This is a genomic window from Comamonas odontotermitis (assembly GCF_040396735.1).
In the GTDB taxonomy this organism is placed as follows: domain Bacteria; phylum Pseudomonadota; class Gammaproteobacteria; order Burkholderiales; family Burkholderiaceae_C; genus Comamonas; species Comamonas odontotermitis_C.
Genome location: NZ_JBEBNZ010000008.1, coordinates 141731 through 155684, shown reverse-complemented (window position 1 = coordinate 155684; position 13954 = coordinate 141731). Strand labels below are relative to the sequence as shown.

Genomic DNA, 13954 nt, shown 5'->3' with positions numbered 1-13954 from the left:
AATGTTTTGGGGCCGTTGATGGTGGCAATGGTGAAATCGGTCTGCGGATAGCTCAACAGGAACAGGCAAATCCAGCTCACCCACATCACCCACCAGGTGACCTTGTGGGCGCCATATTTGTCCGACAGCACACCGCCAATGGCGCGCAGCACCCCGCCGGGCAGCGAAAAGCAGGCCGCCAGGAGCGCAGCCACGCGGATATCCAGGCCGTATTCGCCCACGTAGTACTGCACCATCCACAGTGCCAGCGCCACATAGCCACCGAAAACGATGCTGTAGTACTGGCAGTACTTGAGCACACGCGGGTCCTTCAAGGCCTTGAGCTGGTCGACAAAACGCACATTGCTGGCCACCAGATGCCTTGGATCGTGCGAGCTGAACAACCAGAACAGCACCACGGTGCCCGCCAGGATGGCGGCATAGACCTGGGGCACCAGCGCCCAGCCACCCACCACCAGCAGTGCGGGCGCGAGGAACTTGTTGACCGCCGAGCCCGAGTTGCCGGCGCCGTACACACCCATCGCCATGCCCTGGCGGCTCTTGGGGAACCAGCGTGCAACGTAAGGCGTGCCCACCGAGAACGAGCCGCCAGCCAGACCGACGAAAAGGCCGATGACCAGAAACTGCCAGTACTGCGTGGCAAAGGCCATGAGCCAGATGGCTGGAACGGTGACGGCCATCAATAGGGTCATCACAATGCGGCCGCCATAGCGGTCCGTCCAGATGCCCAGCGGCACCCGCACCAGCGAGCCCGAGAGCACAGGCATGGCGGTGAGCAGGCCGAACTCGGTGGCATTCAGGCCCAGCTGCTTCTTGAGCGGAATGCCGATGACGCCAAACATCATCCACACCATGAAGCAGACGGTGAAGGCCAGCGTGCTGACGGCGAGAACGCTCCAGGCCTGGCGGGAGACAGCGGGGGGTGCGGAGGCGGAATCCATGGTGGGGCAGATGTTGTTGAATCTGCCTCCACTGTCGCGCGCCAGGCCGCGCTGCACCATCCACCTGTTAGTGCATCACGCCGCGCCAGAAGAACGATGGCCGCCGCCATGCCATCGTTCTGAAGAACTACTGCGCCGTAAATCCTTCAGATACATGATCTGCATCAAATGCGCGGTGCCATCATGCAAGCACGATAAAAGGTTTTTCGCCACGTTGGCGAGCCGCTCTGCACGGCCAACGCCGTTACCCGATGCCGCATGCCGACGGCGCCCGGAGGGGCGTCGTCAGCGCCAGCGTTGCCTCAGGCCAGCTCCACCTGCATGCCTGCTGCGCGCAGCTTATCCATCACTTCCTGGATATGCGCATTGCTGCGGGTCTGCAGCACGATGTCGATTTCGGTGTTCTGTGCGGCCAGCTTGGTGAAGGCGCGCTGGTGGTGCACCTCTTCGATATTGGCGCCCGCCTCGGCCACGATGGCCGTGATGCGCGCCAGCATGCCTGGCACGTCGCGCGAGCTGATGCGCAGCCGCGCCAGCCGCCCGGAACGCACCATGCCCCGCTGGATGATGGACGCGAGCAGCAGCGGATCGATGTTGCCGCCCGACAGGATCAGGCCCACCTTCTTGCCCTTGAAGCGGTCCGGATAGCGCAGCAGCGCCGCCAGGCCCACCGAGCCCGCGCCCTCCACCAGGGTCTTTTCGATCTCCAGCAGCATCAGCACGGCCTGCTCGATATCGCCCTCTTCCACCAGCACCAGATCATCCACCGTCTCGGCCACGATCTGGCGGGTGATCATGCCCGCCGTCGCCACCGCAATGCCTTCGGCCATGGTGGAGACGCCGACGGGCAAGTCCTTGTGCTGCACGGCATTGAGCATGCTGGGGAAACGTGATGTCTGCACGCCCACCACCTCGATCCCGGGTTGGATGGCCTTGGCCGCCGTGGCAATGCCGGCAATCAAACCGCCGCCGCCCACGGCCACCAGCAAGGCGTCCAGATCGGGATGGTCTTCGAGCATCTCCAGCGCCAGCGTTCCCTGGCCAGCGGCAATGTCCTCGTCGTCGAACGGGTGCACGAACACCAGTTGCTGCGCATCCGCCATCGCGTAGGCGTGGATGCGTGCTTCCTCCAGCGTATCGCCATGCAGCACGACTTCGGCCCCAAAGCTGCGCGTGCGCTCCACCTTCACCCCGGGCGTGAAGCGCGGCATCACGATGACGGCACGAATGCCCAGCTGCTGGGCGTGGTAGGCCACGCCCTGCGCATGGTTGCCTGCGCTCATGGCGATCACGCCACGCAAACGCTGCTCGCCGGTCAGCTGCATCAGCTTGTTGCAGGCACCGCGCTCCTTGAAGGCCGCAGTGAACTGCAGGTTCTCGAACTTGAGGTACACCTTGGCGCCGACGATGTTCGACAGGGTGTGTGAATACAGGCAAGGCGTGCGTTCGACCTTGCCTTGGATGCGCTGCGCGGCAGCGCGGATGTCTTGGATGCTGAGCATGGTGGATGGCATTGTCAGGAAGAAGGGCCGCGCCTGCAAGCGATGTGCGCGTCATGAGGCACGGGCCGTTTTGCTCTTTTTTTTGACGGTATGTTGTCCTGTCAACAAGCGCTAGACGGCATAAACATGGTCGAAGAAGTTCTGCTCCAGCGCAACGGCGCGGGCAAAAAAATCTGCCGCGTCGGCCCGGGCCTGGGGATCGAGGCCCTCGCCCACGCGGTCCAGCTCGGCGCGCAACCAGCCGACAAAGCCGCGGAAGAAGTCATTGGCATGCAGATGTATCCATTCGGCATGCTCGAAGCGGGGCGGCAATGCAGCGCCTTCGCGGTCGAATGCATCCAGGTACAGGCCTTCTGCCACGCACAGCACGGCCAGACAGTTGGCATATTGCTGGGTGCGCGCGGCCTCCAGCATCAGCGCCTGGAACTGCACCGTGGGCAGGCTCAGCTGCGGCAGGTGGCGGTCGGATTCGGCCACGCCCAGCGCGTCAAAGCTGCGGATGAAATAGGTGTTTTCGTCGCTCGTGATCATGGCCGCAAACTGCGACAGGGTGACGCGCGGCGCAAACTGGTCGGCACTGGCAATGGCCGCGCCCAGCAGGGCGACAAACTGGTTGATGAACTGGTAATCCTGCACGAGGTAGCGGTGCAGCACGGCGTCGTCCAGGGTTCCTGCGAACATTTCGTTGATGAAGCGGTGCTGGGTGCAGGCCTGCCACGGCGTGCGGTTCAGTTCTTTGAGGGACTCGGAAAATCGTTGGCTCATGGCATGGTCTCGTTGGCGCAGACTCCTGCGCGGTAAGAACGCCATTGTGCCGCATCCGCACCAAAACAGCCCTAGGCGCTCCACCAGTGCGCGCCATGCGCTATGATTTTTGAAAATCTTTTCATCCACAGAAAGACACGCATGACCTCTGCCATCGACCGCCGCCATGTGGGCGCCCGCCTGTCCGAAACCGCCATCTACAACGGCACCGTGTATCTGGCAGGCCAGATTCCGGAAAACAGCCCCGGTGCCGACATCAAGACGCAGACGCAGGAAGTGCTGGGCCACATCGACCGCCTGCTGGGCGAGGCCGGCTCCAGCAAGCAAAGCATCCTGCAGTGCCAGATTTACCTGACCGATATCAGCGAAATCGGCCAGATGAACGAAGTCTGGGACGCCTGGGTCGCCGCAGGTCACACGCCGCCCCGCGCCACCGTGCAGGCACAGCTGGCCAACCCCGCCTACAAGATCGAGGTGGTGGTGGTGGCAGCAGTGGAATCAGCCCGCTGAAGCATTCCCGCGCAGGAATGACTGTTATGCGCCAGCGCAGGCCTTTGCCCTGCTGAGGCTGCGCTCTGCCAAAAGGCATGCCCATGGAAACACTTCCCGGGTATGCCTTTTGGCTTTTGGCAACTGCGGCCGCACTACCGGGAATACCCGCTGCATGCGCCACAAACTCCTTGAGTACATTCTTGTACACAAGATAAATAAATCTTGTATGCAAATACTTTTCAAGGAATCCCTCCCATGCGCCGCTTTGTCAAATCCCTCTTCGGGCAGGTGGTGATCGCACTCATTGTGGGTGTGATCGTTGGCCTGCTGACGCCTGAATACGCCGTCAAACTCAAGCCGCTGGGCGACGGCTTCATCAAGCTGATCAAGATGATCATCCCCGTGCTGGTGTTCTGCGTGGTCGTGCACGGCATTGCCGGGGCGGGCGACTTGAAACGCGTGGGTCGCGTGGGGGTCAAATCACTGATCTACTTTGAAGTGCTCACAACGATCGCACTGGCCATGGGGCTGGTGCTGGCCTTTGTGTTCGAGCCCGGTGTCGGCATGAACGTGGATGTCAGCCAGCTCGATCCGGCGGCCATGGCAGCCTACGCCAGCAATGCCGACAAGCTGACCAGCGGCGGCACGGTGGATTTCCTGATGAAGCTCATCCCCACGACGGTGGTGGATGCCTTTGCCAAGGGCGATGTGCTGCAGGTGCTGCTGTTTGCGGTGCTGTTCGGCTGTGCGCTCACCCTGTTGGGCGACCGCGTCAAGCCGCTGGCCGATCTGGTGGACATGACCGCCCTCGCGCTGTTCAAGATCATGGGCATCATCATCAAGCTGGCGCCGCTGGGCGTGCTGGGTGCCATTGCCTTCACCGTGGGCAAGTATGGGATCGGCTCGCTCAAGCAGCTGGGCATGCTGGTGGGCCTGTTCTACGTAGCAGTGCTGTTCTTCGTGTTCGTGGTGCTGGGCCTGGTGATGCGAATGTCCGGCTTCAGCCTCATCAAGCTGCTGCGCTACCTGCGTGAAGAGCTGACCATCGTGTTCGCCACCACCTCGTCCGACAGCGTGCTGCCGCAGGTGATGGCCAAGCTGCGCAACATGGGCGTGCGCGATTCCACCGTGGGCCTGGTGATCCCCACCGGCTACTCATTCAACCTCGATGCGTTCTCCATCTACATCACGCTGGCCGCGGTATTCATCGCCCAGGCCACCAACACGCCCATCAGCATGTCCGACCTGCTGACCATCCTGGCCATTGCGCTGGTCACCTCCAAGGGCGCACACGGCGTGCCGGGCTCGGCCATCGTGGTGCTGGCAGCCACCTTGCATGCGATCCCCGCGATTCCCGCCATCGGCCTGGTGCTGGTGCTGTCGGTGGACTGGTTCATGGGCATCGCCCGTGCGCTGGGCAACCTGATCGGCAACTGCGTGGCCACGGTAGCCATCGCCGCCTGGGAAGGCGATATCGACCGCGAACGTGCCCATCGCGTGCTCAATGGCGAGCGCATCGCCGAAGATGCACCCCAATCGGCGGCACAATCGGGTACGTCCGAATCCCACGCCTGAGTCCATGTCTCCTGTCACCCCTACCTCCATCGCCGAGCGCGTTGTCGAAGCCATCCTGGCGCAGAAGCTCTCGCCCGGAGAGCGCCTGGGGGAGCAGGAGCTGGCGGATAACTTTGCCGTGAGCCGCACCGTGGTGCGCGAAGCGCTGATGCAATTGCAGGCGCGCGGCTTCGTGCAGGTGCAGCCGCGACGCGGCTGGTATGTGGTGCAACCCAGCGCCGACGACGCGCGCGATGCCTTTGCCGCGCGCCGCATCATCGAATCGGGCATCATCGATGCGGCCGGACGCCCGATGCAGAAGGTGATCGGGCAGCTGCGCCAGCACATCGGCGAGGAAGAGCGCGCCATCCGGGGCGCCGATGCCGCCACCCGCGCCTTTTTGCTGGCCGACTTTCACGTATGCCTGGCCGAGCAGATGGGCCACCGCCTGCTGGCCAATACCCTGCGCGACCTGACCGCCCGCACCACACTGGCCGCCACGCTCTACCAGTCGCAGCACAGTGCCGAGCAATCCTGCGCCGACCATGCCAGCATCGTTGCGGCGCTGGAGCGCGGCGACACCGCCCAGGCCCGCGCGCTGATGCTGGCGCACATCGGCCAGGTGGAAGAGGCGCTGGAGATTGCACCGCCCTCGCCCGAGCCGGAACCCGCGCCCAGCGAACGCCTGCGTGCCACCCTGGCTCCGGTGCTGCGATGAACAGGCGCCAGCCCCAATCCGCAGCCGCGCCACGTCTGCTGCGCTTTCACAAGCCCTATGGCGTACTCAGCCAGTTCACCCCCGAAGGGCGTTGGACGGCGCTCAAGGACTGGATCGACGTACCGGGCGTGTACGTGGCAGGCCGCCTGGACGCCGACAGCGAAGGCCTGCTGCTGTTGACCAATGACGGCAGGCTGCAGGCGCACATCGCCGACCCGCGCCACAAGATGGCCAAGACCTACTGGGTGCAGGTGGAAGGCATTCCTACCGATGCTGCGTTGCAGCAGCTGCGCGAGGGCGTGGTGCTCAAAGACGGCAAGACGCTGCCCGCGCAGGTGCGCCTGCTCGCCCCCCAGCCGGAGATGTGGCCGCGCAACCCGCCGATCCGGGTACGGCAGAGCATTCCCGATTGCTGGATTGAGCTCATCATCCGCGAAGGCAAGAACCGCCAGGTGCGCCGCATGACTGCAGCCGTCGGCCACCCGACCTTGCGGCTGGTGCGTATGGCCATCGGGCCTTATACGCTGGATGGCTTGCTCCCGGGTGAATGGGCAGACTGCCTGCAACCTGCGGCCTAGCATCTCGCAAGAATTGGTTAACGCGCCATCAAAGGTACGGCCTCCAGCGCTTCGCCAGAGGGCAAATCCACCGCACGCCAACCCTGCCGCAGCGGCCAGGGGCGAAAGTGAACGCCCGGCAACACTTGCACGGCACTGATCTGCCCCTGCAGCGCAGCCGCCAGACGTTGAATTTCGGCGCTCCGCTCTCTTGCGCAGGCCTGGGTGCGCTTCCACTGCGCGCGGCGGTGCTCCATGCTCAGCGCTGCCAGCGCACTGGGTGCTGGCTGGCATTGCGCCAAACCCAGCAGCATCCACGCTCTCGCATCGCCGTGGGCGGCCCCTTGCATCGCCTGCATATGCAAGGCCAGCGCTTGGGACTCCAGTTCGCCAGCCAGCCGAATCTCCAGCGCGTCGTCTGCCCAACGGTAGCGCGCCGGAATGGCAGCTGTCATGACCGTGGTGCCATTGCGGGTGCGAAGGCGGGCCTCCACCCGGCGGCTGCCCTGTTCCAGCAAGGGGCCCACCAACTGCAGCAGGGCGGCATCGCGCTGCTGGCGTGATGCACTGTTGCCCACGGGTACCAGCGCAATGCGGATAGGCACGCTGTAGTACCCACGCCATTGCTCGCCCCAGGCTTTCTGGCGTGCCTGATTGGGCGCCGCCAGTCCCACCACCACGCCAGTAGGCAGGGCCCACAACAGCGCCCAGACCCACCAATCCGAAGACATGGGGGCCGCATTCCAGGCCTCTCCCTGTCGCAGAAGGCCCCAACCGGTGGACAATTGGCCCACCAACCACACCAGCACGAACACCACCAGCGCGCAGAACAGCGCCGTACCCAGGGGCAGCACCTGCTGCGGATGCAGGCCCTCGGGCAGCCACAACAGGGTGAGCCAGCCCGTTGCGCCGCCGATCAGCGTGAACAGCATTGCCGCAAACGGCACCCAGCGCGGCATACGCGCCGCCTCCTCGGCGGCCTCGGCACTCGCCAGCGACTTTGCCTGCAACGCCCGTCCGATTCGAATGCCCTGGCACAGCAGCACGGTCACCCCCAGGCCCACCACGATGCCAATGAGCAGCGGCGCCAGCAGCCACAGCATCACCAGCGCCAGCACCGCCATCACGCACCAGCCCAGGCCCAGCAGCGCTGCGTTTCCACTTTGTTTTTGATAGCACTTTGCGCGGCAAGGATGGGCGCGTGCTGCATTTTTCAGCATGTCTTGGAGGGATGATGGGTTCGCTGCACCTCATTCGGTCAGCATCGATATAGATATAAATCACCTGCTGGTGCTCACCAGTTGTGCACCAGCAGCTATTAATTTGTGAGTATATGGGTTCAGGCAATGCTACGATCCCCAAAACCTTTCGCACTCACCACGCGATCTCCTCACGCCCAACAACCAGGAGGAAAGCCTTGCACCGTTTTCTCGCACTCTGCCTGATGGGCGCACTCAGCGCGCCATGGGCAGCAACAGCCCATGCCCAGGCCACCACAAACGCACCAACCCGTCCATCCACCCCTGCCATGACCAGCCTCCGCTTGCACCAGGCCGCTGCGGCCAATGATGTCTCCACGATCCGCCAGCGCATCAGGGAAGGTGCCGCCATTGACGCCCGTGACGCCCAGGGCCGCACCGCCTTGCTGGTGGCCACCCATGGCAACCGTGTGGATGCGGCCAGGGCGCTGATCGAGGCGGGTGCCGATGTGAATGCCAAGGACGACATGCAGGACAGTCCGTACCTGTACGCCGGTGCGCGCGGTCATCTGGAAATTCTGAAAATGACCTTGGCCCATGGTGCCGATCTGCGCAGCACCAACCGCTACGGTGGCACCGCGCTCATTCCCGCCTGCGAGCGCGGCCATGTCGAGACCGTGCGTACCCTCATCGCCGCAGGCACCGACGTGAACCATGTCAACCGCCTGGGATGGACGGGCCTGCTCGAAGCCATCATCCTGTCAGATGGCGGGCCGCGCCACCAGCAGATCGTGCAATTGCTGATCGATGCCAAGGCGGATGTGAACCTGGCCGACAAGGACGGCGTGACACCGCTGGCCCATGCCAGGCAGCGGGGCTACCAGGCCATGGAAAAAATGCTGACCGCAGCTGGTGCGCGTTGATTTGCAAGCGATTTATTAAACAGCATCATCCACTGCCCCCGCCTGCACCAGCAGCTGCGCCACCCAGTCGATGAACACACGCACCCGGCGCGAAAGGTGCGTGCGGTGCGGGTAGAGCACATGCACCGGCAAGGCGGGCGGTGGGTAATCGTGCAGCACCTCCACCAGCTCACCCGCTTGCAGGTGGCCGCGCACGTCGTACTGCGGAATCTGGATGAGCCCCAGCCCGGCCAGGGCGCAGGCGATATAGCTCTCCACATGGTTGGCGCCCACGGCGCCGGGCACCACCCGGCTGTGTTCGCTGCCGCCCTCCACCCATTCCCAGGGTGCGGCGCGGCCGGTGGTGGGTGAGTTGTAGCGCACCACCTGGTGCGCCACCAGATCGGCCGGGCCCTGAGGCGTGCCATGCTGCGCCAGATAGGCAGGGCTTGCGCAGTTGATGAGACGCATGCTGCCCAGCGGCTTGGCCACCAGGCTGCTGTCGGCCAGCGGCCCCACGCGTAGCGCGCAATCCACATGCTCCAGCACCAGATCGACCGCGCGGTCACTGGAGCCCAGATCCACCTCCAGCCCCGGGTGCTGCGCCAGCAAGGCAGGCAGGGCTGGCGCGATGAGCAGGCGCGCCACGCGGCTGGGCACATCGATGCGCAGCCGTCCCGCCACCGCATGGTGGTTGGGGCGAAAGCGCTGTTCCAGATCCTGCATCTCATCCACCAGGCTGCTGGCGCGCTCCACCAGGGCATGGCCATCGAGCGTGAGCGCCACCTTGCGCGTGGTGCGGTGCAGCAACCTTGTGCCCAGGCGCGCCTCCAGCTGCTGCACGGCGAGCGACACCGTAGGCCGCGGCAGCGACAGCTGATCGGCCGCTTGCGAAAAGCTGCCAGTTGCGGCCACGCGCAGAAAAATCTGGAGCAGGTCTATACGGTCCATGGTGCGCAGAACAGGCGTAGATTGTTAGTAAATTCTGAATAAATATGGACTAAATTCTATATTTATCTTTGATTTACAACCAATTACGCTGAGTACCTCTGATTCATGCACAGGAGTATTCGTTCATGTCTTCTTCCTCCAAACACAGCCTGCAGGGCAAGACCGTATTGATCGCCGGTGGCGCCAAGAACCTGGGCGGCCTGCTTGCCACGGACTTCGCCCAGCACGGCGCCAAGGCCATTGCCATCCACTACAACAGCGCTGCCAGCAAGGCCGATGCCGAGCAGACTCTGGCTGCCGTGCAAAAGCTCGGCGCCAAGGCTGTCATCCTGCAGGGCGACCTGACGACGGCAGCAGCGGTGGAAAAACTGTTTGCCGACGCCGTTGCCGCCGTGGGACGCCCGGACATCGCCATCAACACCGTGGGCAAGGTACTCAAGAAACCCATGGCCGAGATCAGCGAGGCCGAATTTGACGAAATGGACGCCGTCAACAACAAGGCTGCCTTCTTCTTTCTGAAGGAAGCGGGCAAGCATGTGAACGATGGCGGCAAGGTCTGCACCCTGGTGACGTCGCTGCTCGGAGCGTTCACACCGTTCTATTCGTCGTATGCCGGCACCAAGGCACCGGTGGAACACTACACCCGCGCCGCCGCCAAGGAATTCGGCGCACGCGGCATCTCGGTGACCGCCGTGGGGCCCGGCCCGATGGATACACCGTTCTTCTACGGCCAGGAAAGCACCGATGCCCAGGCCTACCACAAGAGCGCAGCGGCCCTCTCGCCCTTCAGCCAGACAGGGCTCACCGATATCGAAGACGTGGTGCCCTTTGTGCGCCACCTGGTGAGCGACGGCTGGTGGATCACCGGGCAAACCATCTTGATCAACGGCGGCTACACGACAAAATAAGCAGACACGGCTTGCACCCGCGGCAGGCCGCATAGCTTTCAACCAAGAGGAGACCGCCATGCACATGCTGCTGGTGATGGTGACGGGCGTGCTGCAACTCGCCGTTTTCGTGCTGCTGGGCAAGCTATGGGGGGCCGATGCAGCCAGCATGGCGACCGGCGCCAAGGCATTCATCCCTGTGTGGCTGGCGATGACCCTGGCCAATATGTGGGTGGGTGTGAGCAAGGCAGGCTACACCGTGGCGCAGGAGCTGCCCATCCTGCTGCTCAACTTTGCCGTGCCCGCTGCGCTGGCGCTGGTACTGGTCTGGCTGCTGCAACGCGCCTGAGAAAGTCGAGAAAGTGTTTATGCCACATTTGCTGCGACGCAATATCGAAAGTTCTGGGTAAAGCGCCCGCAATCCCGTACGCTGCCATGCAGCAGTTTGCGCAAGCGAGCTGCCACATGGCGGCGTTGCCGTTGGCGCAGGCTGACGGCCGGGCACACTGTCACACCACAGTCATACCGCGCCCGCAGCATCCTCCCACCTTTCGCTTTCTCAACCCTTGGTCGATTCCTATGACAACACGTAACCCCAAGTTCCACCTGACAGCGCTGGGCACGGCCCTGTGTGGCGCCCTGCTGCTGACCGCCTGCGGCGGTGGCGGCGGCGATGATGGTGTGCGCTTCCTCACCCTGGACGGCTACCAGCCCCAGGTGATCGCGCACCGTGGCTACTCCGGCATGTACCCCGAGCAGACACGCATGGCCTACGAGAAGGCCATTGACGCCGGTGCCGACATGATCGAGCTGGACATGCACCTGACGCGTGACTGCCAGCTGGTGGCACGCCACAATGCGTGGCTGGGGGACAGCACCAACATCGCCGATGTTGCCAAGACCAATGCCGCCGTAGCCGCCCGCAAGCGCACGGCCAAGGGCGTGCTGGTGGATGTGAAGTACCCTGCCATTCCCGCCAACGGCCCCGCGCAGTACCTGAGCGACCAGATCAACCCCAGCGATCCCAAGTCGGTGCTCAAGCCCCTGGTGGTCGATGGCGAAGACCACAGCAACGACTGGTCGATCAGCGACTTCACGATGCAGGAGCTGCGCGACTGGATCGGCGGCACCACCCTGGACAACCGTGCGGATCGCCCCACCGAGTGGAACGGCAAGCTGCCGCTCATCAGCGCGCAGGATGTGATCGACATCGCCACGGCCAAGGGCAAGGCGGTAGGCCGCACCATCCCGGTCTACGCCGAAACCAAGAACCCCTACTGGAACAACCAGCAGGCCATCGCCAATGGCTGCGGCGCACCCGGCAGTCATCCGCTGGAAGACGCCACCCTGGCCCTGTTGGAGAAGAACAAGCTCAACAGCAAGGATGCCCCCATCTACATCCAGAGCTTTGACCCCGAAAGCCTGAAATACCTGCGCAAAGCCGGCATGAAGGCCAAGGGCGTGCAGCTGATCGACGGCAATGATTTCGACCTCAAGGACGGCTCGATGGTCTACATCACCACCGATGAGTGGACCTTCATCAGCGGCCGCCCCTACAGCTGGACGCTGGCCGGTGATGCGCGCACCTTCGCCGTCATGCAGACCCCGGCGGGCCTCGCCGAGATCAAGACCTATGCCGACGGCATCGGCCCCTGGAAACCCCAGGTGCTGGCCCACTCGGTGGTGCCGTACAAGGAAGGCGCGGGCCTCAAGGACGTGAACACGCTCAAGGACACCGGCCTGATCGCCAACGCGCACAAGGCAGGCCTGGTGGTGCACAGCTTCACCTTCCGCAACGAGGCGGGGCGCCTTGCCGGTATCTACAAGGGAGACCCGGTGCAGGAGTTCCTCGCCTACTACCGCCTGGGCATCGATGGCGTTTTCACCGACTTCACCCCGACCGGAGTGAAGGCGCGCGACGCCTATATTGCCGAGCTGAAAGGCAAGTAAGCCCGCAAGCCTGTGCCCGCACAATGCAAAGGACGCCATGCGTCCTTTTTTCTTGCCTATGCATGTGCCCAACCCGCCCTGCCCCTGCGCTCCACCGCCCAGGCCAACAGGTTGAGCAGCGAGCACAGCAACCAGTAGATGGCGCCCACCAGCAAAAACACCTCGGCAGGATGCACCATCAGCCGCGCATTGACCTGGGTGGACAGAAAGGACAACTCACCCACTCCCACGATGTAGGCGAGCGAGCTGTCCTTGATCAGGGTGACCCACTGGTTCACGAACGACGGCAGCATCACCGGCAAGGCCTGGGGCAGGATCAGGCTGCGCAGCACCTGCCAGCGCGTCAGGCCCAGCGCAGCCCCCGCATCCCACTGGCCTTGCCCTACGGCGCCAATGCCCGCCGCCACCCCGTGCGCCAGGTAGGCACCGCTGACCAGCGACAGCGCGCAGACCACCGAGACGCTGCCGGGCACATCCATATGGAAGAGCACCGGCAGCAGAAAGTAGATCCAGAAGATCAGCAGCAGCACCGGAATGGCGCGCAAAAAGCCCAGCACAGCGCGCAACCATCCGCTCCATCGCCCGGTACCCATCACCAGGGCCACACCCAGCACCAGGCCCAGCACGGCGGACAGCAGGCCCGAGCTGGCGCTCAGGATCAGCGTCAGCAGCGCGCCACCAGGCGGCCCCTCGGGGAAGGTCCCCACCAGCAGGTAGAGCCAATCGTCTTCCAATGCGGAAAAGTTCATGCCCGCCTCAGCTGTACCCGGCCCCAGCGGCGCCGACGTTCCAGGTGCCGGCCGAGCACCTCCAGCGCGAGAATCAGCACGATGTACAGCAGTGTGGTGATGCCATACACCTGGAAGGACTGGAAGGTCTCGGCCTCGGCCTGGCGCGCGCGGTAGGACAGCTCGACCAGGCCGATGGTCATGCCCAGCGATGTGTTCTTGATGATGTTCATGTACTGCCCCAGCAGCGGCGAGGTAATGGTGGCCAGCGCCTGCGGCAGCACGATGTGGCGCTGCACCTGCCAGCCCGTCATACCCAGCGAACGCGCGGCCTGAACCTGGCTGGGCGCCACACTGCGAATGCCTGCACGCACCTCCTCGCCCACATAGGCGGTGGAATAGAACACCAGGCCGACCGCCGCCGAGATGAACTCGAAGGAAGGCCAGCCCAGGCTGAACCAGCCTCCGCCCAGCGGGTGTGGCCTGTTGAGCCAGGCCATCCACTCGGCTGGCAGCAGGCTGGGTACCCCGAAGTACCAGAAGAACAGCTGCACCAGCAGCGGTGTATTGCGGAACACCGACAGATAGACCAGGGCGAGCCCGCGCACCGGCGCCAGCCTGGAATTGCGCGCCAGGGCAAAGCCAATGCCCAGCAGCGTGGCTGCGGCAATGGCCAGCAGCGAGGTCAGCATGGTGACGCACCAGCCGCCGAGCAGCCAGTGCCAGTATTTACCGGCCAGCAGGTGCTGCCAGACCGGATCGAGCCAGAGAAGGAGAGGATGCATGTCTGTCAGCGCACAAAACCCGA

The 13954-nt window shown here is 63.9% G+C and carries 15 protein-coding genes; 8 read left to right on the top strand and 7 right to left on the bottom strand.

Translation table 11 applies throughout. The annotated features are described in order from the left end of the window. The 3 genes from ACH2DG_RS09865 to ACH2DG_RS09855 form a co-directional block, all read right to left on the bottom strand. Positions 1-941, bottom strand: a 941-nt coding sequence (locus tag ACH2DG_RS09865; RefSeq protein WP_395025812.1) for a nitrate/nitrite transporter, incomplete at its 3' end; no start/stop codon positions are given. A gap of 302 nt (positions 942-1243) precedes the next feature. Next, positions 1244-2443, bottom strand: a complete 1200-nt coding sequence (locus ACH2DG_RS09860; RefSeq protein WP_395025811.1) for a threonine ammonia-lyase — start codon at positions 2441-2443, stop codon at positions 1244-1246. 111 nt (positions 2444-2554) lie between these two features. Continuing rightward, positions 2555-3208, bottom strand: a complete 654-nt coding sequence (locus ACH2DG_RS09855; RefSeq protein ID WP_395025810.1) for a TenA family protein — start codon at positions 3206-3208, stop codon at positions 2555-2557. A gap of 141 nt (positions 3209-3349) precedes the next feature. Here ACH2DG_RS09855 and ACH2DG_RS09850 point away from each other — a divergent pair, with 141 nt between their 5' ends. The 4 genes from ACH2DG_RS09850 (at position 3350) to ACH2DG_RS09835 (ending at position 6550) form a co-directional block, all read left to right on the top strand. Next, positions 3350-3718: a RidA family protein gene (locus ACH2DG_RS09850; RefSeq protein ID WP_184705051.1), complete on the top strand. Its 369-nt coding sequence runs from the start codon at positions 3350-3352 to the stop codon at positions 3716-3718. 237 nt (positions 3719-3955) lie between these two features. After that, positions 3956-5275 (top strand): C4-dicarboxylate transporter DctA, encoded by a 1320-nt coding sequence (locus tag ACH2DG_RS09845; RefSeq protein ID WP_395025808.1) that lies wholly within the window; start codon positions 3956-3958, stop codon positions 5273-5275. A 4-nt stretch (positions 5276-5279) separates the two neighbouring features. Beyond that, a complete protein-coding gene (locus ACH2DG_RS09840; RefSeq protein WP_395025806.1) occupies positions 5280-5972 on the top strand; it encodes a GntR family transcriptional regulator in 693 nt (230 codons plus the stop codon). After that, a complete protein-coding gene (locus ACH2DG_RS09835) occupies positions 5969-6550 on the top strand; it encodes a pseudouridine synthase (protein WP_395025805.1) in 582 nt (193 codons plus the stop codon). The genes ACH2DG_RS09840 and ACH2DG_RS09835 overlap by 4 nt, the downstream gene beginning before the upstream one ends. Positions 6551-6567: 17 nt before the next feature. Here ACH2DG_RS09835 and ACH2DG_RS09830 read toward each other — a convergent pair whose 3' ends face one another. Further along, on the bottom strand, positions 6568-7749 hold the full coding sequence (locus tag ACH2DG_RS09830) for a hypothetical protein (RefSeq protein WP_395025803.1): 1182 nt from the start codon (positions 7747-7749) through the stop codon (positions 6568-6570). Between the two features lie 224 nt (positions 7750-7973). Between ACH2DG_RS09830 and ACH2DG_RS09825 the strand changes: the two genes are divergently transcribed. After that, entirely contained in the window at positions 7974-8651 is a 678-nt protein-coding gene (locus ACH2DG_RS09825) for an ankyrin repeat domain-containing protein (protein WP_395025818.1), read from the top strand. Between the two features lie 15 nt (positions 8652-8666). Here the strand turns inward: ACH2DG_RS09825 and ACH2DG_RS09820 are convergent, their stop codons facing one another. After that, positions 8667-9581: a LysR substrate-binding domain-containing protein gene (locus tag ACH2DG_RS09820; RefSeq protein WP_395025801.1), complete on the bottom strand. Its 915-nt coding sequence runs from the start codon at positions 9579-9581 to the stop codon at positions 8667-8669. Positions 9582-9706: 125 nt separating this feature from the next. Between ACH2DG_RS09820 and ACH2DG_RS09815 the strand changes: the two genes are divergently transcribed. The 3 genes from ACH2DG_RS09815 (at position 9707) to ACH2DG_RS09805 (ending at position 12418) form a co-directional block, all read left to right on the top strand. Continuing rightward, positions 9707-10489 carry an SDR family oxidoreductase gene (locus ACH2DG_RS09815; protein ID WP_224150928.1) on the top strand — a complete coding sequence of 261 codons (783 nt, stop codon included), beginning with the start codon at positions 9707-9709 and terminating at the stop codon, positions 10487-10489. A gap of 58 nt (positions 10490-10547) precedes the next feature. Beyond that, complete coding sequence (locus ACH2DG_RS09810) at positions 10548-10817, top strand: hypothetical protein (RefSeq protein WP_224150927.1); 270 nt, start codon at positions 10548-10550, stop codon at positions 10815-10817. A 230-nt stretch (positions 10818-11047) separates the two neighbouring features. Then, the gene (locus tag ACH2DG_RS09805) at positions 11048-12418 is read left to right on the top strand and encodes a glycerophosphodiester phosphodiesterase family protein (protein WP_395025800.1); all 1371 of its coding nucleotides are present in this window, start codon (positions 11048-11050) and stop codon (positions 12416-12418) included. A 56-nt stretch (positions 12419-12474) separates the two neighbouring features. On the opposite strand, the gene ACH2DG_RS09800 is transcribed toward ACH2DG_RS09805, so the two are convergent. Together ACH2DG_RS09800 and ACH2DG_RS09795 are read right to left on the bottom strand one after the other, a co-directional pair. Beyond that, entirely contained in the window at positions 12475-13167 is a 693-nt protein-coding gene (locus ACH2DG_RS09800; RefSeq protein WP_395025798.1) for an amino acid ABC transporter permease, read from the bottom strand. After that, positions 13164-13931 (bottom strand): amino acid ABC transporter permease, encoded by a 768-nt coding sequence (locus ACH2DG_RS09795; protein WP_395025797.1) that lies wholly within the window; start codon positions 13929-13931, stop codon positions 13164-13166. The genes ACH2DG_RS09800 and ACH2DG_RS09795 overlap by 4 nt, the downstream gene beginning before the upstream one ends. Positions 13932-13954 lie beyond the last annotated feature (23 nt).